Below are 22,426 nucleotides of genomic sequence, written 5' to 3' on the forward strand. Positions count from 1 at the left end.
GCCCCACCACCGGGGACACACCCCTGGTCACCGCCGACAATGAGGGCGCGGTGGAGGAAGCGGTCGCCCACCTGCGGGCACACGGTCACCGCGACATCGCCTTCCTGGCAGGACCGCTGGACACCGGCCCCGTGGGCCGGCGCCGGCAGGTCTGGCAGGCGGCCGCCGGGAGCCGGGCCGTCCTCCTGCGCTCCGACTACTCCCGCGCCGCGGCGGACGCCCTGATCCGCCGGCTGGCCGCCGCGGACACCGTGCCGCACGCGCTGATCGCGGCCACGGACGAGCAGGCCATCGGACTCCTGTCCGGAGCCTGCGCCGCCGGCCTCCCCGTCCCCGGCCGGGTCGCCGTCATCGGCTTGGACGGCACCCCCGACAGCGCCCACACCGCCCCGTCGCTGACCGTCACCGGGCAGCCGCTCGAGTCGATGGCGCGGCAGGCGGTCGACCTCCTCTTCGACCGCGCGGCCCCATCGCTCGCCTCGCGCGCGGCCCTGGTCAGGAGGCGCAGCTGCGGTTGCGAGGAGGGCTGAGCCGCCGGTGCTCGACGTGGTGGCTTGTTCACGGTGTTCGATTTCAGGGTGTTCGATTTCGGTCCGTCAGGGTGTACCGAGTTGCCGGGAGACGAGGTCGGCGACGGACCCCAGGTGGTCCGTCAGGTAGAAGTGGCCGCCGGAGAACGTGTGCAACGAGAAGGGGCCGGTCGTGTGGTCCGCCCACGCCCGCGCCTCGTCGAGATCGCAGCGCGGGTCCTCGTCGCCGATGAGGGCGAGGACGGGGCAGCCGAGCTTCGGGCCTGGCCGGTAGCGGTAGGTCTCGATCGCGGCGTAGTCGCTGCGCAGCGGAGGCAAGATCAGTCGCAGCAGCTCCTCGTCCTCCAGGATCTCGTCGCCGGTGCCGCTCAACCGTCTCAGCTCGGCGATCAGGCCGTCGTCGCCGCGCAGGCGTACGTTCTCGTCGCGTGTCGTCGAGGGTGCGCGGCGGCCGGAGGCGAACAACGCCGACGGCGCCGCGCCCAGTCGCTCCCGCATCCTGTCCGCCACCTCGAACGCGATCACCGCTCCCATGCTGTGCCCGAAGAAGGCGACAGGCCCGCTCATGAGCGGCTTCAGCGCGGCGTACGCCCCCTCGGCGAACTCGGCGATGGTGGACGGGCACGGCTGGTGACGCCGGTCCTGCCGCCCCGGGTACTGCAGCGCGACTACCTGGAGGCTGGACTTCAGCGCGCCCGACAGCGGGAAGAAGTAGCTGGCGGCGCCACCGGCGTGCGGGAAGCACACCAGGGTCGGACGGTCGCCCGGCCCCGAGTGGTAACGCCGGATCCAGGCATCGTCCAGGGTGGTCCCGGTCATGAAGCTCCATTCCCTCGCGGCACACATGATCGGGCGCGCGCCGCCATCACCCGGCGTCTTGGCCTGATGAGGAGGACGCGACTGCGTGCCGGCTCGACTCCGGCAGGCTGCCCAGCTTGTTGACCTCGTTCGCCAGCCCTTCGAGCACCGCGCGCAACTGGACCTGGGTGACCTCCGCGAAGGTGCGCAGGTAGGCGATACGGCGTTCCAGTTCCTCGGCTTCCGCCGACTGCACCTCGCCACTCGAGCGATAGACGTCGACCGCCTGGGTGGCGGCCTCCTCCGCCTGCTGCTGCGCCTCCTGAAGGATCTGCTCGTACTGCTGACGCGCTTGACCCACCAGCCGGCGGGCGTAGTCCTCGGCCTCGGCTATCTGGGCGTCCGCCGTCTGCTGGGCGCGGGAGAGGAGGTTGACCGCGTCGACGTTGAGCCTGGTTCGCTGCGCGGCGCCCGGGTTGACGACATCGGTGCCGTGGTCTTTGTACCAGTTTCTCAGACGGTCGACCTCCGCACGCAGGTCGGCCTTCTCCATATCGCCGGCCGCCATGTCGTCGGCGATGCGGTACAGGAAAGTACGGACCTCATCTTCGGTGTAGCCGCGGTGCCCGAGCTTTGTACGTGAGAAGTCCTTGGTCCGTACCCGATCCGGCGTAAGTCGCCGACGGTCGTTCGATGGGCGATGTGCCCATGGCGTCTCTCCCGTCACTGCTCCCTGCCTCCAGCACTGGTGAACTCGTCGAAGCGGATTTGCGCGGGCGGCACGCCGGCGTCCAGGAGTCGTGCGACGGAGCTCTGGACCATCTCCTCTGAACCGCAGACGAAGACATCCTGGCCGCGCCACGCCTTCAACGCGGCGTCCACCGCATAGCCGTGCTCACCGCTGTAGAAGGCGTCATGGGACACGACGGGCACCACGGTCAGCCATGGGTTCTCGGCGGCCAGCTTGGACATGGCCTCGATGTCGTACAGCTCCCGGGACGTCCGGGCACCCACGAAGAGGCGGACGTCGCGGCGCGGCCCCTCGTAGGCCGTCTGCTCCACGAGGGCCTTGAAGGGAGCGAGGCCCGTGCCACCGGCGATCATGAGCAGATCCCTGGGGTGGTCCGTGTCGAGCGTCAGCCGGTCGCCCACCGGGGCGCCTATCTTCAGGATGTCGCCGCGTTGCGCGCCGTGCACCAGGGCCGTGCTGACCGTGCCGCCGTCGACCACGCGTACGTGCAGGTCGACGGTGTTGTCGCGGCGCGGCGCGTTGGCGAAGGAGTAGAACCGCCACATTCTCGGTCGCAGCAGGACCGAGATCGACGCGGACTGCCCCGCGCGGAACGGGTAGGCGTAGTTGAGACGGGCCCGGATCACCGCGATGCCGGGGGCGCGCACCTCGTGAAGAATGATCTCGCCCTCCCACCAGGGTGGAGACGTGGCCGACGACTCGTCGGCCGCCTCGGTCATCACCTTCGCGACCAGCTCGTACGCCTGCGTCCATTCGCGCGCCAGCGCAGGCGTCCAGCGGCTGCCGAGGAAGTGCTCCAGGGTGGCGAGCAGCGCCTGGCCGACAGCGGGATAGTGCTGCGCGACCACGGAGAACTTGCGATGGTCGCGGCCGAGCTGCTGGAGGAAGGGAACCAGGTCGTCCAGCCGGTCGACGTTGCTGACGACGTGCCCCAGCGCGCCGACGAGCCGGTCTCGCTGAGTCGCCATGGACACCGGGAACAGGCCGCGCGTCTCGGGATACATCAGGAATAAGGCGGAGTAGAAGAACAGCGGCACCTGATCACCCGACTGGGCGACCACGTGCCAGCTGCCCTTCAACGCTTGCGTGTCCACTTACCCGGCTGCCTCTGAGGGCTGCCGCACGATCGCCCCTCGCACCTGGCCCAGGACCGTGATGACGTGCTGTACGACCTCCTCGTCGGCGCCGTGCTCCCGGAGCGCCGTGACGAGCAGGCCGCCGACCTTCTCATAGTGCTCCCCGGTGATGCCCATGTCCTGATGCGCGTCGGCCAGGTCGAGCCCTTCGTACACTTCCGGGCCGCCGAGGACGGAGCACAGCAGCGTGACCATGTGCCGCTTGAGCCTCGCCAGATCGACGCCGTCGAAATACGGCTTGAGGTCGGGATCGTCCAGGACAGCCGCGTAGAAACGATCGACTACTTCGCGGATCGTTGCGGCGCTGGTCTTCTCATAGTAGGAAGCCATAGGAACTACAAAACCTCCCAAACCGGACAAATTCCACATGCTTTTACGGAGAGTACATGGTCTTGTTCGCGCTGTTGCGGCGCCTTTCCGGTGGATGATCGTCAGCCGGTCGCCGGGCGTCCTCCTCAGGGAGGTCACGCCTTCGAGCTCTTTCTTCTCCATGCGGACCCTCGAGCAGGTACGCCCGCTCAGGGCGCGGCAGGGTCCGGCAGGTGCGCAGGTGGTGACCTCCTGTGCAGGCCGTATGCCTGTACTGACCCTTTAACCCCTTCAGGTTTCCGAGCACGTGAAGATTTCTCAGGAACACTAAGGGCTGATCAACCCGCTTGCAACCCGTCTCGCTGTTGACAATGGCGCGTTTTTCGGACAGCCGTTCCGCCTTTTGTCGAAACAGCTGGGTCAGTGCCAGTAGTCCCGTTCGGGCAGCCGCAGGTGCGTGTCCGGATCGGTGAGCGCGCGGGTGTCGGCCGGGTGCAGGCCCGCGCCGGCGAAGCAGTAGGCCTCGGCGTGGCCTTCGTACAGGTATGTGAGCAGGATCTCCTCGGCCGGGTCATCGGAGGACGCGTTGCCGCCGCCCGGGTGGGTGTCCCAGGCCACGACGTCGCCGTCGCGGTAGACGGAGCCCTGGTTGCCGCTCTTGGGGTTGGCGTACATGCCGTAGGCGACCGTGCCCGCCGACAGCGTCTTCATGACGACGGGGGTGGAGGCCATGTAGCCCCATTGCTGGCTGACGACGCAGCCGCCGGGCACGTCGGTGAGGCCGATGAACAGCATGGCCTCCTCGTCGGACGGGTCGTCCATGATCTCTTCCAGCTCTTCCTGGCCGGAGGGCTCCGCGGCCAGGCGCCGTGCCGCCTCGGCGGCGCTGATGCCGCCTACGCAGGCCAGGCTGAAACCGTCCCACGCCAGAGCGTCGCCCAGCGCGCCGGTGAGGCGGTCGGCCTCCGTCACGGCGGCGGCCTCGGCCTCGGACAGGCCGGCATGACCCGGCGGGAACGGGAAGAACTGGCCAGGCGTGGGGCCTGCCAGGCTGAGCCGGCCGGGCGACCAGTCGCCCATCATGGGCCGCCACGGGTCCGCCCCGGCGGCGACCAGGGCACGGGCGTTCTCGGGCCGGTCGTTGAAGACCGCGTCCCAGAGCGCGGTGCGGCCCTCGCACTCCGCGTCGACGTCGTCGACCCGGCCGGCCAACTCGGCGACCACCTCCGGCGAGCCGCGCTCCGCCGCGGCGTGCAGCGGCCGCTCGAAGGAGTAAGTGCCCTCGTTCGGGTCGGCGCCCGCGTCGAGCCTGGCGCGGACAAGGGCGAGGTCCTCCCAGGACCGGAAATCGGACCATCCGGCTGTTTCATTGGCGATCATGACAGCTCCTTCGAGATCACGCTTCGGGGACACGAGCGGGGCCATCATGACGGAGGGCAAGGACAATTTCGGGGTCCCAGGTCCCGTCGCTCATCGTCGCCGGGAGCGGGCGGGTTTCGCGCGGTACAGTGGTTCACATATACGAACTAGCGGGAGGCCCACGTGAATCAGATGGTCAAGTCCGCGGGGCGGGCGCTGGAGGTCATCGAGCTGCTCACCCGACGCCCGCGCGGGCTGAGCTTCACCGAGATCTGCGAGGAGCTCGAGCTGCCCAAGAGCAGCGGCCACGGACTGCTTGCCACCATGGTCCGCCGTGGGTTCCTGCGGCTCGACGACGCGGGCCGGCGCTACACGCTGGGCATCAGGGTGTGGGAGGCGGGACAGGCCTACCTGTGGGCGATCGATCTGGAGCGCGCCGCCAAGCCGATCATGGAGGCCATCCGCGACGATCTCAACGAGGTGGTCCAGCTGGCGGTGCTGGACGGGACGGACAACGTCTATGTGGCCAAGGTCGACCCGGACCAGGCCCTGGTGCTGGCCTCGCGGGTGGGCGCGCGCATCCCCGCGCACACCACCGCGCTCGGCAAGGTGCTGCTCGCGGGCCTGGAGGAGGCGGAGCTGAGGCGGCGGTTCGAGGGCAGGGAGTTCGTCCGCTTCACCAGGACGACGATCGCCTCGCTGGCCGACCTGGAGGTCGAGCTGGCGGGGGTGCGCCGCGGCGGCCACGCGATCGACCAGGGGGAGTACACCGCCGGCGTCTTCTGCGTCGGGGTCCCCGTCCGCGACCACAACGGAGGAGTACGGGCAGGGATGAGCGTGTCGGTCCCCGAGGTGCGGCTCACGCCGGCGCTGCGGCGGCGCATGCTCCATGCGCTCGAGAAGGGAGCAGGCGAACTGTCGGCGCACCTGGGGTACCGCCCGGGGTTCTGACTCCCCTTGACAGGAAACATGACGTTAACAATAGTTCGTATGTATGTATGAAGGTTCTCAGTCATGAACCCATCTCTCGATGAGGTGGTCAAGCGGTCACTCCGCCGGCTGATCCCGTTCCTCCTGCTCATGTACGTCCTGTCGTTCCTCGACCGCACCAACATCGGCTTCGCCAAGCAGAACTTCCAGCTCGACACGGGCCTGTCGGACGCGGCCTACGCCCTCGGCGCCGGTCTGTTCTTCGTCGGCTACGCCGTGCTCGAGATCCCCAGCAACCTGATCATGCAGCGGGTCGGGGCCCGGTTGTGGCTGGCCCGCATCATGATCACGTGGGGGCTGATCTCCGCGGCGATGATGTTCGCCCACACCGAGGCGGTCTTCTACGCGCTCAGGTTCGCGCTCGGGGTCGCGGAGGCCGGCTTCTTCCCCGGCGTCATCTTGTACCTCACCTACTGGATCCCCGCGCGCCACCGCGGCCGCGCCAACGGCCTGCTCTACTTCGGCGCCCCGCTGGCCTTCATCTTCGGCGGGCCGCTGTCCGGGCTCCTGCTGGAGTTCGACGGAGCGGCGGGGCTGCACGGCTGGCAGTGGATGTTCCTCGTCGAGGGGCTGCTGGCCACCGTGGTGGGCGTGTGGGCGCTGTGGTACCTCGAGGACCGGCCGGACACCTCCCGCCGCCTGACGGCGGCCGAACGCGAGGTCCTCGTGGCGGCGATGGCCGAGGACGAACGAGCCAGGGCCGCCCACAGCCCAGGCACCGTCCTGCGCGCTCTGCGCCACCCGCGCGTCCTCTACCTGTCGGTGATCTACTTCTGCATCCAGGTGAGCGTCTACGGCGTCACCTTCTACCTGCCGACGCAGGTCGCCGGCCTGGTCGGCGAGGACGTCGGCCTGACGGTCGGCCTGATCACCGCGATCCCGTGGACCTGCGCGCTGATCGCGTCGTTCCTGGTGGGCAGGCTGTCCGACGTCACCGGAGCCCGCAGGACCATCGCCGCCGTCACGCTGGCGGTCGGTGGGCTGGGGATCGCCGCCTCGGCGGCGGCCGGTCAGCCCGGCCTCGGGCTGACCGCGCTGTGCTTCGCCGCGGCCGGGTTCATCGCGGTGCAACCGGTGTTCTGGACGCTGCCGATGGGCCTGCTGGCCGGCAGCGCCGCCGCGGGCGGGCTGGCGCTGGTCAACTCACTCGGCTCGCTCGGCGGTTTCGTCGCCCCGAACGTGAAGACCTGGGCGGACGCCGCCTTCGGCGGGAGCACCGCCGGGCTCTACCTGCTGGCGGTGGTCACGCTCGCCGGAGCGGTGATGATCGCCTTCCTGGGCGGGCTGCGCGGCCGCGTCCCCGCGGAAACCATGCAGACCATACCGAAGGGAACATCCTGACGTGCGGGCACTCGTATTCCACGGCGCGTGGGACATCGGCGTGGAGGAGCGCCCCGATCCGCGTCCCGGTCCAGGCGAGGTCGTCATCGACGTCCTGGCGACCGGCATCTGCGGCTCGGACATCCACGGCTACACCGGCGAGAACGGCCGCCGCCACCCCGGGCAGGTGATGGGTCACGAGACCGTGGGCCGCGTCGCCGCCCTGGGTGAGGGCGTGACCGGCCCGCCGGTCGGCACGCTGGCCACCGTCAACCCGGTGATCGGCTGCGGGCGGTGCGCGGCGTGCGCGGCGGGCGACCCGCAGAGCTGCGCGAGCCGCCGCGTCATCGGCGTGCACCCGGAGATCAGCGCCGCCTTCGCCGAGGCGATGACCGTGCCGGCGGCCAACGTGGTCGAGCTTCCCGAGACGATGCCGCACGAGTACGGCGCGCTGGTCGAACCCCTCGCGGTCGGCTACCACGCCGCCAGGCGGGCGGGCGTCGGACCCGGGGAGCGGGTCCTGGTCATCGGCGGCGGCCCGATCGGGCAGGCCGCCGTGCTGGCCGCCCGCAGGCTAGGCGCGTCGTCGATCACCGTCAGCGAGCCGAACGCCACCCGCCGCGCGCTGGCCGCCACGCTGGGCGCGCACGCCGTCGAGTCGGTCGCCGGCCTGGAACCCGCGACGGTCGTCATCGACGCGGTCGGCAGCACGGTGACGCTCGCCGACGCCCTGTCCGCCTCGACGCCAGGCGCGCGGATCGCGCTCGTCGGCATGCATACGCCCCGCGTGGAGATCCCCGCGTACGCGATCAGCACCGAGGAACGTACGCTGATCGGCAGCTTCTGCTACTCGGTCGAGGACTTCAGGGAGACGGCCCGCTGGGTGGCCGGAGCCCCCGCCGAGCTGGCCGGGCTGGTGAACGGCCGGGTCGGGATGGCCGAGGCGGCCGAGACGTTCCGGACACTCGGCAGCGGGCAGTCGGACGCGAGCAAGATCCTGGTGGTGATGTGATGGCCCTGCCCAAAGTGCGTCAGGTCCGCGCCCGCGTCGTACGCGGCGCCGGAGCCGACTACCACGACCAGGACCGCGGCCACTGGATCGATGACCACATCGCCACCCCGATGTCCAAATATCCCGAATATCGCGACAGCCGCCGGTCCTTCGGCCTGAACGTGCTCGGCACCCTGGTGGTCGAGGTGGAGGCCGACGACGGCACGGTCGGGTTCGGTGTCACCACCGCGGGCGAGCCCGGGGCCTTCATCGTGGAGCGGCACCTGGCGCGCTTCGTCGAGGGCGCCGTGCCCAGTGACGTCGAGCGGATCTGGGACCAGATGTTCCACGCCTCCCTCTTCTACGGCCGCAAGGGTCTCGTACTGAACGCGATCAGCGCCGTCGACCTGGCGCTGTGGGACCTGCTCGGCAAGCTGCGCGACGAGCCCGTCTACGCGCTGCTCGGCGGCCAGGTCCGCGACGAGCTGACCTTCTACGCCACCGGCGCGCGCCCCGACCTGGCCAAGGACATGGGCTTCATCGGCGGCAAGATGCCCCTTCAGCACGGGCCCGCCGAGGGCGAGCGGGGACTGGCCGCCGGCGTGGCCAGGCTGGCGGAGATGCGCGAACGCGTGGGCGACGACTTCTGGCTGATGTACGACGCCTGGATGTCCCTCGACCTCGACTACGCGGTACGCCTGACGCACGCGGCCCACGAGCACGGCCTGAAGTGGATCGAGGAGGCCCTGCCCCCCGACGACTACTGGGGCTACGCCGAGCTACGCCGCGCCGTGCCGCCCGGGATGCTGGTCACCACCGGCGAGCACGAGGCGACCCGGTGGGGCTTTCGCATGTTGCTGGAGATGGGCTGCGCCGACATCCTCCAGCCGGACGTGAACTGGTGCGGCGGCATCACCGAGCTCATCAAGATCTCCGCGCTGGCCGACGCGCACGGCGCGCTGGTGGTGCCCCACGGGTCGAGCGTGTACTCGTACCACTTCGTCAGCACCCGGCACAACAGCCCGTTCGCGGAGTTCCTGATGATGCATCCGCAGGCCAGCGAGGTGGTGCCGATGTTCACGCCGCTGCTGCTCGACGAGCCCGTGCCGGTCGGCGGCCGGCTCCGGTTGCCCGAGCGTCCCGGCTTCGGCGTCCGGCTCAACCCGGAGTGCCGGCTCGAACGCCCCTACACGCACGAGGAGACCACGTAGTCAGGCCGTCGTCCAAGGCCGGAGCTTCTCGGGGTTCAGTACCGACCAGATGCGCTTGATGCGGTCGCCCGCGACGTCGAACGCCATCACCACCACGGTGCCGCCGTCCTGCTGAACCACCAGACCGGGCTGGCCGTTGACGCTGCGCTCCAGGAACGTCAGGTCGGGCGCGATGCCGGCGATGGCGACCAGGGCACGCGCGAGCCGCTCGCCGCCCTCGATCGGGCGGGCCACGGCGCTGACCAGGCCGCCGCCGTCGGCGATCCCCGTGGCGTCGGGGTCGAGGAGGCCGATGAGGGCGTCGATGTCCTTGGCCTCCCATGCCTCCTTGAAGTTCCTGACGATGTCGGCGCGCTGGGCCGTCGGCGCGGCGGGCGCCTGTGCCGCGCGAATGCGGCGGCGGGCCGACGAGGCCAGCTGGCGACATGCCGCCGGCGTGCGGCCGACGATCTCGGCCACCTCGGCGAAGGAGTAGCGGAAGACGTCGTGCAGGATGAACGCGACGCGCTGGGCCGGGGTCATCGATTCGAGCATGACCAGGAAGGCCATGTTGATCGACTCGTCGAGGGTGACTCGGTCGGCGGGGTCGGACGGCCGCCCGTTGGCCCACTCCGTACGTTCGGGCAGCGGCTCGGGGATCCATTCGCCCACGTAGCGCTCCCGCCGGGCCCGTGCCGAGCCGAGCAGGTCGAGGCAGATGCGGCTGGCCACCGTCGTCAGCCAGGCGCCGGGCGTGTCGATGGCCTCCTGTTCCTGTGGGGACATGGCGTACCAGCGGGCGTACGTCTCCTGTACGACATCCTCGGCCTCGGCCAGGGAGCCGAGGAGCCGGTACGCGAGATTGATCAGCTGACGCCGCTCGCTCGTGATCACGCTCAGGCTCGGATCGGACGGGGTGGTCATGGTGTCGCCGACTCTCCTTCTACCGCACCTGCCCTCACCCGATCGCCCTCCGGGGGCGGCGTCACGGACTCGGCGGCAGGTGTCGAACTGGGTGAGACCGGGCCGCTGGAGCTCGTCCCACCCAGTCTGACGCTGATCGGTGTCGCTATCCCCACTGGCCGGGCTGGTAGTCGCCGGCGGCGGGCTGCCGGGTGATGATGTTCAGGCGGTTGACGGCGTTCATGACGGCGATCAGGCCCACCAGGGCGGCGAGCTGGTCCTCGTCGTAGTGCTTGGCGGCGTTGGCCCAGACCTCGTCGGTGACACCACCGGCGGCGGCGACGCGGGTGCCCTGTTCGGCCAGTTCCAGGGCTGCCCGCTCGGCGTCGGTGAAGACCGTCGCCTCCCGCCAGGCCGCGACCAGGTTGAGGCGTACCGAGGTTTCCCCCACGTGCGCGGCTTCCTTCGTGTGTATGTCGATGCAGACGGCGCAGCCGTTGATCTGGCTGACGCGAAGCGACACCATCTCCTGTGTCGTGACGGGCAGGCCCGAATCGCTCACGACCTTGCCCGCGGAGACGACGTACTTCAGAAGCTTCGCCCCGGCCGGGTTGCCGAGGTAGTTGAAACGGGCGTCCATGGTGAACTCCTCTGGAGTGTTCGCTGCTATACCCCACCGACGAAACAGCCCGGCAAGACGTCAGAGTCAACCGAATATGATCTGCGTCTCCCGGACCACCGCGAACGCCACGATCTCACCGGACGCCCGCGCCTCGGACTGCGGTCAGGCGACGGTGAATCCGCCGTCAACCGGCAGGATCGAGCCGGTGACGTAGGACGCGCCGATGAGGTAGCGGATCGCGTCGGCGACGTCCTCCGCCCGTCCGACGCGGCCGGCCGGGATCGTCCCCGCCGCCGCCGCGAACTGGGCCCGCCGCTGCCCCTCACGTTTAGGCAGCGGGGACAGCGGCCCACCCTGATCGGGCTCATGGCCCAGGCCCTGCTCGACCACACCCCTGGACGAACCACTCGGCGAACGCCTGACCGCCCTCCTCGTACGCGCCACCGCCGAAGGCCCGTCAACCCCGGAGTGACCCTCATCGGCCGATCGGGTGCCAGACGGTCTTGGTTTCCAGGAAGGGGCTGATGCGGGACAGGCCGGGGTCGGGGTCGTTCCAGTCGTCCTCGGTGGGCCGCAGGACTCTTTTGAGTGTGGTCGCCGCCAGGGTCTCCAACTCGGTCGCGAGCGTTCCCGCGCCGGCCAGGTCCAGGGCGTTCACGTCGGCGTGGCCGGCCAGTGGGGGAGCGAGCTCGGCCAGGCGGCCGGTCAGGATGTTCGCGACGCCGGCCGGCAGGTCCGAGGTGGCCAGCGCTTCGGCCAGGGTGATGGCCGGCAGCGGGGCGCGTTCGCTCGCCACCAGCACCGCCGTGTTGCCGGAGGTGATCAAGGGGGCGAGCACCGCGACCAGCCCGAGCAGCGTGGAGCCGGTGGGTGCGAGGACGCCTGCCACGCCCGTCGGCTCGGGCTGGGAGAGGTTGAGGAACGGGCCGGACACCGGGTTGACCCCGCCACGCACCTGGCCGATCTTGTCGGCCCACCCCGCGTAGTGGACCCAGCGGTCGACGGTCGCCGACACGAGCGCCTGGGCCCTGGCCGCGCTCACCCCTTCCGCCGCGGCGACCTCCTCGGCGAACTGGGCCCGACGTCCTTCCATCATCTCGGCGATCCGGTACAGGACCTGGCCACGGTTGTAGGCGGTGCGGCCCGACCAGCCGGGGAACGCCTTACGTGCCGCCACCACGGCGTCGCGTACGTCTTTGCGGGATGCCTGGGCGGCGTTGGCGAGGTGGACTCCTGCCGAGGACGTCACGGGATAAGACCTGCCTGATTCCGAGCGTGGGAACGCGCCGCCGACATAAAGCTTGTACGTCCTGCGCACCGCGATGCGCGGAGGAATGTCAGCCAAGGTACGCCTCCCCCGTCGCAGTGATCCGCTCACACATCGAGGTATGCCTCCAATCCGAGCAACCCGCCCTCGCGGCCGTAGCCCGACTCTTTGTAGCCGCCGAAAGGGCTGGCGGGATCGAACATGTTGAAGGTGTTGGACCACACCACGCCCGCCCGCAACCGGCTCGCGGTCCAGAGCATCAGGGAGCCCTTCTCCGTCCACACACCGGCGGACAGCCCGTACGGCGTGTTGTTCGCCTTGGCCACGGCCTCCTCCGGGGTGCGGAAGGTGAGCACCGACAGCACCGGCCCGAAGATCTCCTCGCGGGCGATCCGGTGCGCCTGCGTGACCCCGGTGAACACGGTGGGCGGGAACCAGTACCCGCGCTCCGGGAGCGGGCACGTCGGCGACCAGCCCGTGGCCCCCTCCGCCGCACCGGCGGCGGCGAGCCCGCGGATCCTGGCCAGCTGCGCCGCGGAGTTGATGGCGCCGATGTCGGTGTTCTTGTCCAGCGGGTCGCCGAGGCGCAGTTGCGAGATGCGGGCCCGCAGCCGCGCCAGCAGCTCCTCCGCGATCGACTCCTGGACGAGCAGCCGCGAGCCCGCGCAGCACACGTGGCCCTGGTTGAAGAAGATCCCGGAGACGATCCCCTCGACGGCCTGGTCGATAGCCGCGTCGTCGTAGACGATGTTGGCGCCCTTGCCGCCCAGCTCCAGGGTGAGCCGTTTGCGCGTGCCGGCCACCGTACGGGCGATCTGCCTGCCCACCTCTGTGGAGCCGGTGAAGGCCACTTTGTCGGCGTCTGGGTGCGCGACCACGGCCCGGCCGGTGTCGCCGGCTCCGGTCACGATGTTCACCACGCCGGGCGGCAACTCCGCCTCCTGGCAGATCTCGGCGAACGCCAGGGCGGTCAGCGGGGTGGTCTCCGCGGGCTTGAGCACGACGGTGTTCCCGGTGGCCAGCGCGGGCGCGACCTTCCACGCGAGCATCAGCAGCGGGAAGTTCCACGGGATGACCTGCGCGGCCACGCCCAACGGCCTGGGTCCGCCGGACCCGTTCGCCGTCCTGCCGAACCCCGCGTGGTGCAGTTTGTCGGCCCAGCCGGCGTAGTAGAAGAAGTGGGCCGCGACCAGCGGCAGGTCGATGTCCCTGGTCTCCTTGATCGGTTTGCCGTTGTCCAGTGACTCCAGCACGGCGAGCTCGCGGGCGCGCTCCTGGATGATCCGCGCGATCCTGAACAGGTATTTGCCGCGCTCGGCGCCCGGTAGCGGCGACCACACCCGCTCGAACGCCCGCCGCGCCGCAGCGAAGGCGCGTTCCACGTCGGCATCGCCGGCGGCGGCCACCTCGGCCAGCGGCTCCTCGTCGGCCGGGTTGACCGTGACGATGCGCTCGTCGCTCTTGGCCTCGACGAACTCGCCGTCGATGAACAGGTCGTACGACGGCCGGATGGACACGATGGATCGTGACTCCGGCGCGGGCGCGTACTCGAAGATCTCCACGCCTCTCCCTGGTCGATCTAGTCGATGGTGTAGTGGTCGGGCCCGCCGTAGTGGCCGGTGCCGAGCTTGGTCCGCTGCATGAGCAGGTCGTTCAGAAGCGTCGAGGCGCCGAGCCTGAACCACGCGGGATCCAGCCAGTCGTCCCCGGCGATCTCCTTGACCAGCACCAGGTGGCGGATCGCGTCCTTGGCGGTACGGATGCCGCCGGCCGGTTTCACCCCCGCCTGCCGTCCGGTGGCGGCCCGGTAGTCCCTGACGGCCTCCAGCATGACCAGGGCGACCGGCAGGGTCGCGGCGGGCGTGACCTTGCCGGTGGAGGTCTTGACGAAGTCGGCCCCTGCGTGCAGCGCGAGCCAGGACGCCCGCCGTACGTTGTCGTAGGTGACCAGTTCGCCGGTCTCCAGGATGACCTTCAGGTGGGCCTGACCGCAGTGCTCCTTGACGGCCGTGATCTCGTCGAAGACCTTGCGGTAGTCGCCCGCCAGGAACGCCCCCCGGTCGATGACCATGTCGATCTCGGTGGCTCCCGCGGCCACCGCCGTGGCCGTTTCGGCCAGCTTCACCTCCAGCGACGTACGCCCGGAGGGAAAGCCCGTGGCGACCGAGGCGAGCCCGACCCCGCTGCCCGCCAGAGCCTCGGCGGCCACCGCGACCATGTCGGGGTACACGCAGAGCGCGGCGACCGGGGGAGCGGTGAGGTCGGCGGGATCGGGCCGCATGGCCTTGGCCGCCAGCGCGCGCACCTTGCCCGGGGTATCCGCCCCTTCGAGGGTGGTCAGGTCGACCATCCTGATGGCCAGGTCGATCGCCCGCCGCTTGGCCGTGGTCTTGACGGACCGGGTGGCCAGGTCGGCGGCCCGCCTGCGCACGCCGACCTCGTCGACGCCGGGCAGCCCGTGGAGGTAGGCCCGCAACGAGCCGGGGACGGTGTCAGGCACGGGCGCCACGCCTCTCGATGAGCATGTTGAGTACGAGGGCGACCAGCAGGATGAGCCCGGTCACCACCATCTGGAAGAAGGACCCCAGGCCGAGCAGGTTGCACAGGTTCCGCAGCACCGACAGCAGCAGCACCGCCACGAACGTGCCGAACACGCCGCCCCGGCCGCCGAACAGGTTGGTGCCGCCGAGCACCACGGCCGCGATCGCGTCCAGTTCCAGCCCGTTGAACGCGCTGGGCTGGCCCACGGTCAGGCGGGAGGTGAGCAGCACCCCGGCCAGCGCCGCCAGCGCCCCGGAGACGGCGAACACGGCGGTGATCACGCCGCGCACGGGCAGGCCGGACAGCCGCGCGGCCTCCTTGTTGCTGCCGACCGCGTAGACGTACTCGCCGAACGTGGTGCCGCGCAGCACCGCGGCGGCGAGGATGGTGATCACCACGAAGATGATCCCGACGATCGGCACATAGCCCACGAACCCGCCGCCGAGCAGCTGAAACGCCTCCGAGCCGCCGCTATCCGCGGGCTTGCCGTCGGTCAGCAGGTACGTCAGCCCGCGTACGGCGGTGAGCCCGGCCAGCGTGGTCATGAACGCCGGCAGCGACAGGTAGGCCGACATGCCGCCCATGAACGCGCCGAACACCGCGCCGGCCGCGACGCTGAGCAGGACCGCCGGCAGTACCGGCACGCCCGAGGCCATGAGCAGGGCGACGGTCATCCCGCCGAAGGCCGCGACGCTGCCGACCGACAGGTCGATCCCCGCGGTCAGCACCACCATGGTCATGCCGATGGCGACGATTCCGGTCAGCGACGACTGCTGCAGCAGGTTGGCGATGTTGCGGCCGGTCAGGAACTGCGGGGCCAGCAGTGTCGCCACCACGCACAGGCCCAGGAAGACCAGCAGCAGGTTGGACTTGACGATCAGGTCGGCGCCGCGGCGCGATCGGGCGCCACGTTCCCGTTCGGCGGTCGAGGTCACCGTGGATCCGAGGGATGCGGTCATGGTGTGGCTCCTGTGATGACGGTGTGCGCGATGACGCTTTCCTGGCTGACCCGGGGGTCGAAACTCGCGACGTTGCGGCCCTCGTACAGGACCTGGATCAGGTCGGCGTTGGCGGTCAGTTCGTTGAGCTCGCTGCTGGCGAGCAGGACGGCCACGCCCTGGTCGGCGAAGTGGCGTACCTGCCGGTAGAGGTCGGCCTTGGCGCCGACGTCCAGGCCGCGCGTGGGCTCGTCGAGCAGCAGGACCCTGATCCCGCCGCGGGTGATCCACTTGGCCAGCACGACCTTCTGCTGGTTGCCGCCCGAGAGCTGGCCCACGGGCTGGCCTGGCCCGGCGGTCTTGACGCCCAGGCCGGCGAGCGCGGGCTGGGCGAGGCGCCGCCCGAGCCGGTCGGGCAGCAACCACGGGGGACGGCCGAGCGCGCCGATCGCGGCGTTGCGGCTGACGGAGAGGCCCAGCATCAGTCCCTGCTCCTTCCTGCTCTCCGGCACCAGTGCCAGTCCCGCGCGGACGGCGGCGGCCGGGCCGGTGACCTTGAGCGGGCGGCCGTCCAGCCGGGCAACGACGTGCGCCTTGAGGTCGCCGAACAGCGCGCGCAGCAGGGTGGTACGGCCCGCGCCGCCGAGCCCGGCGAGCCCGACGACCTCGCCCGGCCGTACCTCGATGTCGCGTACGTCGAGCAGTCCGGGCACGTGCACCCGCTCGACGCTGAGCAGGGGCTCGCCCTCGGGCGCGGCCCGGTCCGTGGCGCCCACGAGCCCGCTCGCCTCGCCGATCATCGCGGCCACGATCTCGTCGGGGCCGGTCGAGGCCAGGTCGTAGACCCCCGCCGTACGGCCGTCGCGCAACACCGTGGCGCGGTCGCCGATCTCCATCACCTCGCTCATCCGGTGCGAGATGAAGATCACCGATCGTCCCTCCGCCGTGAGGGATCGGATGACCTCGAACACGGCGAGCAGTTCGCTCTCGCCGAGCGTGGCGGAGGGCTCGTCCATGACGATGACGCGCGCGTCGGCGGTCAGCGCCTTGGCGATGGCGGTGAGCTGCTGGGCCGCGATCGGCAGCTCCCTGACCCGCTTGGTGACGGGAAACGTGGCGCCGACCCGGACCAGCGCCTCGCGGGCCAGCCGCGCCCGCCGCGCCCGGCGTACGAACGGACCCACCCGCGGCGTCCTGCCCAGCAGCAGGTTCTGCGCCACGGTGAGGTCGGGCAGCAGGTCGAGCTCCTGGTAGATCACGGCGATGCCGGCCGTCAGCCCCGCGTGCGGCGTGGACGGCATGAAGGGCTGCCCGTCGAGCAGGATCGTCCCCTCATCCGGCCGGTACGAGCCCGCCAGGATCTTCATGAGCGTGCTCTTGCCGGCCCCGTTCTCGCCCAGCAGGCAGTGCACCTCGCCGGGACGGACGCTCAGCTCCACGCCGTCCAGGGCGACGGTGCCGGGGAAGCGTTTGACGATCCCGGTCATGCGCAGCCGTTCCGCGTTCCCGGTCATGGCTCCTCCAGCAGGTGAGTGGCGTTCTGGTCGTCGGTGATCAGCACGTCGCACAGGCCGCTCGTCACGACGGCACGGCACACCGCCCGCTTCGCCTCGCCGCTGACCAGCGCGACCGAGGTGGTGGCCGAGCGCAGGACGTCCAGGGAGAGGCCGAGCGTGCGCCCGTCCAGGCCGGGGTCGACGATCCTGCCATGCGCGTCGATGAAGCGGCCCAGTACGTCGCCCACCGCGCCGGCGCGCGCGAGCCTCGCGAGGTCGTCCGCGTCGATCTGGCCGGTGTCCACCAGCACCGAGTCGCTGCCCATCCCTCCGGGGCTGAACAGGAACAGGTCCGCCCGAGCGGCCAGGGCGAGCACGTCGGAGACGGCCCGGTCGCTCTCCAGCACCGCCCGGGTGCTCTGCTGCTCCACGATCGCCGGCGCGGTCAGCAGCGTCGCGGTGCCGCCGCCGTGGTGGGCGATCAGGCTCGCCATGCTGTGCGCGCTGGTCGGTTGCCGCGACCGGCTGAGCGCGCCGTTGATCTGCACCACGTTGACGCCCGTGGCCCACCCGGGGGCGAGCCCTCCGGCCAGGCGGTCGAGCGTACGTCCCCAGGAGACCCCGATCAGCTTGGGCACGGGCCGCATCTCCGTCAGGTGGTCGGCGCCGGCGGCGGCCACCCTGTCGCGTACCTGCTCGGCGTCGCCGCTTCCGCCGTTCGCCACCACGATGGCGTCCCGCAGACCGAACCGCTCCCTGAGTGACCGCTCCAGGGCATTCACCCGCGAGCGCGGATGCAACACCTCGATCCTGACGATTCCGGCCTCGCGCGCCTCGGCCAGCATCCGTCCCACCTTCCAGCGGGTCAGGTGCATCGCGTGGGCGATCTGCTCCTGGGTCTCGCCGCTCTCGTAGTAGCGGACGGCCACCTGGTAGAGCTGGTCCTCGCCGGTCATGAGGCGGACCCCCGTCCTGGCTCGCTGAGCCGGTGGGAGATCTCCGTCGTGGCGGCGGTGGCCGCGCGGTAGTCGGCGTAGCCGCTCCGGTACGCCTCCACGTGCCCGGCGACCGGCTCCACCACGCGGACCTGGGGCGCGTACTGCGCCGCCGCCTCCGCCAGCGAGGCGTGCCACCCGGAGCCGGCCGAGGCGAGCACCGAGCAGGCGCGCAGCGTGAGATTGTCACCGGCGACCAGGTGGACAGGCCGGCCGAGCACGTCGGCGGTCGTCTGGAGCCACAGCTCGTTGTGCCGGATGCCGCCCGAGAGGAAGACCTCGTCCACGGCGATCCCGTCGTCGGTAAAGGAGTCGAGGACCTGGCGGGTGCCGTACGCGACGCCTTCCACGGCCGCCCGGTAGACCTGCTCGGGAGAGCTGGCCAGGGTCAGTCCGAGCACCGCGCCCCGCAGGCGCGGATCGCGCAGCGGCGTGCGGTTGCCCATGAAGTAGTCCAGGACGATCAGGCCGTGGTCGACCGGCGGCAGCGCCGCCGCGGCCTTGATGAGACCGCCGAGCTCCGCTCTGGGCCGCCCCATGAGCGCCTCGCCCGCCCAGGCCAGCACGGAGCCCGCGCTCACCTGGCCGCCCTCCACGAGCCAGCGGCTCGTGTGCAGCGCGTCCGGGTACGGCCCCCAGACGGTGGGCGGGAAGACCGGTTCCGCGATCTCCGTGACGAACGCGTTGGACGTGCCGCAGACGATCGACACGCGGCCCTCCGGAGCGCCGCCGATGGCCAGCAGCGACAGGTGCGCGTCGATCCCGCCGGACACGACGACGGCGGGGCCGGTGATGCCGAGCTCCTCGCGGGCCCCGGCGGCGAGCGGCCCGACCGGGTCACCGACGGGCACGATCTCGTCAGGCAGCTTGGCGCCCAGGTCGCCGATGCCGAGCGACTCGTACAGGTCATGGGGGAAGCCCGCACCGCGGGGGTCGTAGTTGCTCTTGCAGACCGCGTTCATCCGCGACCCTGCCCACCGCCCGGTGAGCCGCCACACCATGTAGTCCACCGCTTCTGTGACGCGGGCGGCGCCGCGGTAGGTCTCGGGCTCGTGGCGCGCCAGCCACATGGCCTTGGGCACCAGCCACTCGACCGCGTCGCAGCCGCCGGAGTAGCGCAGGACCGGGTGGCCGGTCCGCGCGGTCAGCGCCGACTCCTCGCCCGCCCGCCCGTCCATCCAGAGCAGGGCCGGCCGCAACGGGCGCCCGTGCCGGTCCAGGACGGCCACCGTCGAGGCCGTGGTCGCCACCGCGACCCCGGCGATGGGCGGGTTCCCCGCCTGGGCGAGTGCCTGGCGCGCCGCGTGGACACTCGCCCGCCACCAGTCGTCCGGGTCCTGCTCGGCCCACCCGGGCCGGGGAAAACTGGTCGGGTACGAGTCGTCGCCCGTCCCCATCGGCGAACCCGCCACGCTGTAGACCGCCGCCCGCGCGCCCTCGGTTCCCAGATCGAGAGCGAGGAAAGCAGCCATCGTCACTCCTCGTCCGGCGCGTGCTCGCCTGGCGCGGGCTCGCTCGGCAGGAGTTCGTTCGGCAGGAAGAGGACCTTGGAGCTGAAGATGGACCGCTCACCGAGGTTGACCATGGTCTCGGGCAGCGCGTCCAGCCCCAGCTCATGCGTGATCATGAACTTCCACGCGAGGTCGCCGGAGGCCAGCGACCGCGCCGCCACCCGCCACTCCTCGCCGGGGAACGGCGCGGAGAAGGAGTTCCACGCGCCGTGCAGGGTGACCTCGCGGCGCAGGAACGAACCGAACGTGGACTTGGGCAGCACCACGGGCTCGTGCGGGATGCCGATGAACACCGCCTCGCCGTGCCTGGCCACCAGGGACACGGCCTGGTCGATCGTGGCGGGCACGCCCGCGGACTCGATGACCACGTCGTAGCCGTCACCGGCCAGTTCGGCGGCGGCCTGCGCGCTGGTCGCGGTGTGCGTGGCGCCGGCCTCGGTCGCCATGGCGGCCTTCTGGTCGTTCAACTCGATCACGAGCACCTCGGACGCGCCGGCGATCCTGGCCCACTGCACCGCGAACAGCCCGATGGGGCCGGCGCCCACCACCGCCACTCTGTGGCCGCCGCGCATCCGGGTGCGCCACAGGGCGTGCAGCGCGATCGCGGCCGGGTCGAGCATGGCCGCGGCCCGCGGGTCGAGATCGGCGGGCAGCACCATGAGGTTCTCGTCCGGCACGGTGACGTACTGCGCGTACGCCCCGTCCCTGCGGCTGCCGAAGTAGCCGTAGTCCTTGCACAGGCTGAAGTTGCCCTGGCTGCAGGGGCCACAGGCGTGGCAGGGGATGAGCGGTGGCACGGTGACCAGGTCGCCCTCGCGTACGCGGCCGGTTGCGGCCAGGCGGTCGCCGAGGCGTACCACGTGCCCGGAGAACTCGTGGCCGCAGATGATCGGGAAGTGGTAGGCCCCCGCATGCAGCATGCGGGGGACGTCCGATCCGCATACACCGCAGGCCGCGACGCGGACGAGCGCTTCGCCTGGGCCTGGTTCCGGCACGGGCACCTGCTCGACCCTGATGTCGCTGGGAGCGTGGAGCACCGCGGCCTGCATGGTTTCCGACATCCTGTCGCCTTTCTCCTTGAGCGCCTGGGTCTACTTGGCCGGCTGGGCGAACTCGCCCGCCCCGGCGTACTGGCTCGCGTTGTCCGTGTCGATCAGCCCGGTGCCCGCGTCGATGGAGGGCTCGACCTTCTCGCCCCTTTGCACCTTGAGCACCGTTTCCACGGCCTTCGTGCCGAGTGAGATGGGGTCGTTGAGCGCGGTGGCCACGTACTGGCCTGAGGAGATCTGCTTGACCGCCTCCATGAGCCCGTCGACCCCGGAGACCAGGACCTTGCTCTTGCCGTTCTCCTTGAGCACCTGCAACGCGCCGAGCGCCATGTCGTCGTTGTGCGCGTAGACGGCGGCCACGTCAGGGTGGACCTGGAGCAGGTCCTGCATCGCGGTGACCGCCTTGGAGCGCACGTAGTCCGAGTACGGGCCCTCGATGATCTTGATCTTGGGATTGGTGGCCACGGCCTCGTGGAAACCCGCGCTGCGGTCGCGTGCGACGGCACCGCCGGCGTCTCCGCGGATCTCGATGACCTTGCCGCCGGCGGGGCCGAGCTGCTCGCTGAGCCGCTTGCCGACGAGCGCCCCCATCGCCTTGTTGTCGCGCCCGACATGCGCGACCGCGCCCTCGGGCACCGGCCGGTCCACGGTCACGACCGGGACGCCGGCCGCCTTGGCCGCGGCGATGCCTGGCTGCACGCCTTGCGGGTCGACCGGGTTGACGAGCAGGACGTCGACCTGGCGGGTGATGAGGTCCTGGATGTCGTTGTTCTGCTTGGTGACGTCGCCGCCCGCGTCGGCGAAGTACAGCTCGCCGCCGGCCTTCTTGGCGGCCGCCTCCGCTCCTTCACGGAGCTGGACGTAGAAGGGGGACTCCTGAGTGGCCTGGCTGAAGCCGATGGCGACGGGACCGTCCGCCGGCTGCCCGGCGCCCTCGGTGGAGCCACCGGGAGTGGTGGACACCGAGCAGGCGGACAAGGCGGTGACCAGGAGGAGAGCAGGAATGGTGAGCGACCGGAATGCACGCATTTGGGCCTCCGTATGTGATGTAGATAACGCACCGTAAGTCGGGTATTAACCTCCCTGCAACACTTGAGCCAGATTTTGCTCATATGAGCAGATTCCCGAGTGTGATCGACCGCGCCCCCAGGACGTGCCTCATGTTTCCGCAGGTGACAGGGGGTTCACATGGGGAACCTGTTCGCTCGCCGACACGGTCACCCTGCGGTGGTACAGCCTCAAGTCCGAGAGCTCCGTGGTCGGGTGAACGTACGGATCCGTGATCACTCGAGGGTGCCGCGCGGGTTCAGGACCTCGACGATCCGGAGGAAGTCGTCCCCGCCGTGGCCCTGTGCGATGACACGGCGGGCCAGCCCTTCGGCGACGCGCATCACGCTCGCGTCGATGCCGTGGGCCTCGGAGGTGTGGACGATGTGGGCCATGGACGACACCGCCGAGGTGATCGGGTTGACCTCGCCGGAGTACCTCCCGCTGTCCACGTCCTCCGCCGTCCCGTCGATGATCACCGGCAGCAGCGCGCCGACCTGCTCCGGCCTCTCTCGTCCGCATCCGGGGACGGCTCTCCGGCCGCCACGACCAAGCTTCATGCCGCCCCTGCCCACCCGGCAAGTACCCACAAAAAGGTGGCCATGGCGCCGGGTCGACCGCCCCGCGTCGCGGCGGCTCAGGCGGCCGGCGGCGGGCTGGGGGCCGGCGGCGGGCTGGGGGCC

General features: G+C 70.7%; 23 protein-coding genes and 1 pseudogene. 5 read left to right on the forward strand and 19 right to left on the reverse strand.

Features of this window, described 5'->3' with window-relative positions; translation table 11 throughout:
• Positions 1–530 (forward strand): LacI family DNA-binding transcriptional regulator (locus ITP53_RS39860; protein WP_195900654.1); only part of this gene is annotated, 530 nt, incomplete at its 5' end.
• Positions 531–596: 66 nt separating this feature from the next.
• Here the strand turns inward: ITP53_RS39860 and ITP53_RS39865 are convergent.
• From ITP53_RS39865 to ITP53_RS39885, 6 genes and pseudogenes are all read right to left on the reverse strand, one after another.
• The gene (locus tag ITP53_RS39865; protein ID WP_195900655.1) at positions 597–1,349 is read right to left on the reverse strand and encodes a thioesterase II family protein; all 753 of its coding nucleotides are present in this window, start codon (positions 1,347–1,349) and stop codon (positions 597–599) included.
• A gap of 46 nt (positions 1,350–1,395) precedes the next feature.
• On the reverse strand, positions 1,396–1,896 hold the full coding sequence (locus ITP53_RS39870; RefSeq protein ID WP_236051662.1) for a hypothetical protein: 501 nt from the start codon (positions 1,894–1,896) through the stop codon (positions 1,396–1,398).
• Between the two features lie 9 nt (positions 1,897–1,905).
• Positions 1,906–2,055: pseudogene (locus ITP53_RS61435) on the reverse strand (DivIVA domain-containing protein); the annotation flags it as partial.
• On the reverse strand, positions 2,052–3,173 hold the full coding sequence (locus ITP53_RS39875) for a globin domain-containing protein (RefSeq protein ID WP_195900657.1): 1,122 nt from the start codon (positions 3,171–3,173) through the stop codon (positions 2,052–2,054). The gene ITP53_RS39875 and the pseudogene ITP53_RS61435, both read right to left, overlap by 4 nt.
• Entirely contained in the window at positions 3,174–3,545 is a 372-nt protein-coding gene (locus ITP53_RS39880; protein WP_195900658.1) for a group I truncated hemoglobin, read from the reverse strand.
• 399 nt (positions 3,546–3,944) lie between these two features.
• Positions 3,945–4,904 (reverse strand): ankyrin repeat domain-containing protein, encoded by a 960-nt coding sequence (locus ITP53_RS39885; protein WP_195900659.1) that lies wholly within the window; start codon positions 4,902–4,904, stop codon positions 3,945–3,947.
• Between the two features lie 171 nt (positions 4,905–5,075).
• Between ITP53_RS39885 and ITP53_RS59700 the strand changes: the two genes are divergently transcribed.
• The 4 genes from ITP53_RS59700 (at position 5,076) to rhmD (ending at position 9,395) form a co-directional block, all read left to right on the forward strand.
• Positions 5,076–5,834 carry an IclR family transcriptional regulator gene (locus ITP53_RS59700; RefSeq protein WP_268961274.1) on the forward strand — a complete coding sequence of 253 codons (759 nt, stop codon included), beginning with the start codon at positions 5,076–5,078 and terminating at the stop codon, positions 5,832–5,834.
• A 63-nt stretch (positions 5,835–5,897) separates the two neighbouring features.
• Positions 5,898–7,214, forward strand: a complete 1,317-nt coding sequence (locus ITP53_RS39895) for an MFS transporter (protein WP_195900661.1) — start codon at positions 5,898–5,900, stop codon at positions 7,212–7,214.
• 1 nt (position 7,215) lies between these two features.
• Positions 7,216–8,205 (forward strand): zinc-dependent alcohol dehydrogenase, encoded by a 990-nt coding sequence (locus ITP53_RS60665; RefSeq protein WP_195900662.1) that lies wholly within the window; start codon positions 7,216–7,218, stop codon positions 8,203–8,205.
• Positions 8,205–9,395: an L-rhamnonate dehydratase gene (rhmD, locus tag ITP53_RS39905; RefSeq protein ID WP_195900663.1), complete on the forward strand. Its 1,191-nt coding sequence runs from the start codon at positions 8,205–8,207 to the stop codon at positions 9,393–9,395. Before ITP53_RS60665 ends, rhmD begins: the two co-directional genes overlap by 1 nt.
• Here the strand turns inward: rhmD and sigJ are convergent, their stop codons facing one another.
• The 13 genes from sigJ to ITP53_RS39970 all read right to left on the reverse strand — a co-directional run.
• Positions 9,396–10,298, reverse strand: coding sequence for an RNA polymerase sigma factor SigJ (gene sigJ / locus ITP53_RS39910; protein WP_195900664.1), 903 nt, complete (start codon positions 10,296–10,298; stop codon positions 9,396–9,398). It abuts the gene before it with no gap.
• Positions 10,299–10,443: 145 nt separating this feature from the next.
• Positions 10,444–10,917, reverse strand: coding sequence for a carboxymuconolactone decarboxylase family protein (locus tag ITP53_RS39915; protein ID WP_195900665.1), 474 nt, complete (start codon positions 10,915–10,917; stop codon positions 10,444–10,446).
• A gap of 144 nt (positions 10,918–11,061) precedes the next feature.
• Positions 11,062–11,289, reverse strand: a complete 228-nt coding sequence (locus ITP53_RS39920) for an SDR family oxidoreductase (protein ID WP_328817277.1) — start codon at positions 11,287–11,289, stop codon at positions 11,062–11,064.
• A gap of 85 nt (positions 11,290–11,374) precedes the next feature.
• Positions 11,375–12,277, reverse strand: a complete 903-nt coding sequence (locus ITP53_RS39925) for an aldehyde dehydrogenase family protein (protein ID WP_407941380.1) — start codon at positions 12,275–12,277, stop codon at positions 11,375–11,377.
• On the reverse strand, positions 12,274–13,728 hold the full coding sequence (locus ITP53_RS39930) for an aldehyde dehydrogenase family protein (RefSeq protein WP_195900666.1): 1,455 nt from the start codon (positions 13,726–13,728) through the stop codon (positions 12,274–12,276). The genes ITP53_RS39925 and ITP53_RS39930 overlap by 4 nt, the downstream gene beginning before the upstream one ends.
• A gap of 17 nt (positions 13,729–13,745) precedes the next feature.
• Complete coding sequence (deoC, locus tag ITP53_RS39935) at positions 13,746–14,666, reverse strand: deoxyribose-phosphate aldolase (RefSeq protein ID WP_328817280.1); 921 nt, start codon at positions 14,664–14,666, stop codon at positions 13,746–13,748.
• Positions 14,659–15,666: an ABC transporter permease gene (locus tag ITP53_RS39940; protein WP_195900668.1), complete on the reverse strand. Its 1,008-nt coding sequence runs from the start codon at positions 15,664–15,666 to the stop codon at positions 14,659–14,661. The genes deoC and ITP53_RS39940 overlap by 8 nt, the downstream gene beginning before the upstream one ends.
• A complete protein-coding gene (locus ITP53_RS39945; RefSeq protein WP_195900669.1) occupies positions 15,663–17,159 on the reverse strand; it encodes a sugar ABC transporter ATP-binding protein in 1,497 nt (498 codons plus the stop codon). The genes ITP53_RS39940 and ITP53_RS39945 overlap by 4 nt, the downstream gene beginning before the upstream one ends.
• A complete protein-coding gene (locus ITP53_RS39950) occupies positions 17,156–18,097 on the reverse strand; it encodes a sugar-binding transcriptional regulator (RefSeq protein ID WP_195900670.1) in 942 nt (313 codons plus the stop codon). The genes ITP53_RS39945 and ITP53_RS39950 overlap by 4 nt, the downstream gene beginning before the upstream one ends.
• Entirely contained in the window at positions 18,094–19,608 is a 1,515-nt protein-coding gene (locus ITP53_RS39955; RefSeq protein ID WP_195900671.1) for an FGGY-family carbohydrate kinase, read from the reverse strand. Before ITP53_RS39955 ends, ITP53_RS39950 begins: the two co-directional genes overlap by 4 nt.
• 2 nt (positions 19,609–19,610) lie before the next feature.
• Complete coding sequence (locus ITP53_RS39960; RefSeq protein WP_207757083.1) at positions 19,611–20,708, reverse strand: galactitol-1-phosphate 5-dehydrogenase; 1,098 nt, start codon at positions 20,706–20,708, stop codon at positions 19,611–19,613.
• 30 nt (positions 20,709–20,738) lie between these two features.
• Positions 20,739–21,725, reverse strand: a complete 987-nt coding sequence (locus tag ITP53_RS39965; protein ID WP_195900672.1) for a substrate-binding domain-containing protein — start codon at positions 21,723–21,725, stop codon at positions 20,739–20,741.
• A 254-nt stretch (positions 21,726–21,979) separates the two neighbouring features.
• Positions 21,980–22,426 (reverse strand): imine reductase family protein (locus ITP53_RS39970; protein WP_456238112.1); only part of this gene is annotated, 447 nt, incomplete at its 5' end.

The sequence above is a fragment of the Nonomuraea cypriaca genome (assembly GCF_015645445.1).
GTDB lineage: Bacteria > Actinomycetota > Actinomycetes > Streptosporangiales > Streptosporangiaceae > Nonomuraea > Nonomuraea cypriaca.

What these genes read in the sequence shown, in the direction of transcription:
- ITP53_RS39865 (WP_195900655.1), bottom strand. Translation starts at nt 1,349, where the DNA reads ATGACCGGGACCACCCTGGACGATGCCTGGATCCGGCGTTACCACTCG.
- ITP53_RS39870 (WP_236051662.1), bottom strand. Translation starts at nt 1,896, where the DNA reads ATGGCGGCCGGCGATATGGAGAAGGCCGACCTGCGTGCGGAGGTCGAC.
- ITP53_RS39880 (WP_195900658.1), bottom strand. Translation starts at nt 3,545, where the DNA reads ATGGCTTCCTACTATGAGAAGACCAGCGCCGCAACGATCCGCGAAGTA.
- ITP53_RS39885 (WP_195900659.1), bottom strand. Translation starts at nt 4,904, where the DNA reads ATGATCGCCAATGAAACAGCCGGATGGTCCGATTTCCGGTCCTGGGAG.
- ITP53_RS59700 (WP_268961274.1), top strand. Translation starts at nt 5,076, where the DNA reads ATGGTCAAGTCCGCGGGGCGGGCGCTGGAGGTCATCGAGCTGCTCACC.
- ITP53_RS39895 (WP_195900661.1), top strand. Translation starts at nt 5,898, where the DNA reads ATGAACCCATCTCTCGATGAGGTGGTCAAGCGGTCACTCCGCCGGCTG.
- rhmD (WP_195900663.1), top strand. Translation starts at nt 8,205, where the DNA reads ATGGCCCTGCCCAAAGTGCGTCAGGTCCGCGCCCGCGTCGTACGCGGC.
- sigJ (WP_195900664.1), bottom strand. Translation starts at nt 10,298, where the DNA reads ATGACCACCCCGTCCGATCCGAGCCTGAGCGTGATCACGAGCGAGCGG.
- ITP53_RS39915 (WP_195900665.1), bottom strand. Translation starts at nt 10,917, where the DNA reads ATGGACGCCCGTTTCAACTACCTCGGCAACCCGGCCGGGGCGAAGCTT.
- ITP53_RS39940 (WP_195900668.1), bottom strand. Translation starts at nt 15,666, where the DNA reads ATGACCGCATCCCTCGGATCCACGGTGACCTCGACCGCCGAACGGGAA.
- ITP53_RS39945 (WP_195900669.1), bottom strand. Translation starts at nt 17,159, where the DNA reads ATGACCGGGAACGCGGAACGGCTGCGCATGACCGGGATCGTCAAACGC.
- ITP53_RS39950 (WP_195900670.1), bottom strand. Translation starts at nt 18,097, where the DNA reads ATGACCGGCGAGGACCAGCTCTACCAGGTGGCCGTCCGCTACTACGAG.
- ITP53_RS39955 (WP_195900671.1), bottom strand. Translation starts at nt 19,608, where the DNA reads ATGGCTGCTTTCCTCGCTCTCGATCTGGGAACCGAGGGCGCGCGGGCG.
- ITP53_RS39960 (WP_207757083.1), bottom strand. Translation starts at nt 20,708, where the DNA reads ATGTCGGAAACCATGCAGGCCGCGGTGCTCCACGCTCCCAGCGACATC.
- ITP53_RS39965 (WP_195900672.1), bottom strand. Translation starts at nt 21,725, where the DNA reads ATGCGTGCATTCCGGTCGCTCACCATTCCTGCTCTCCTCCTGGTCACC.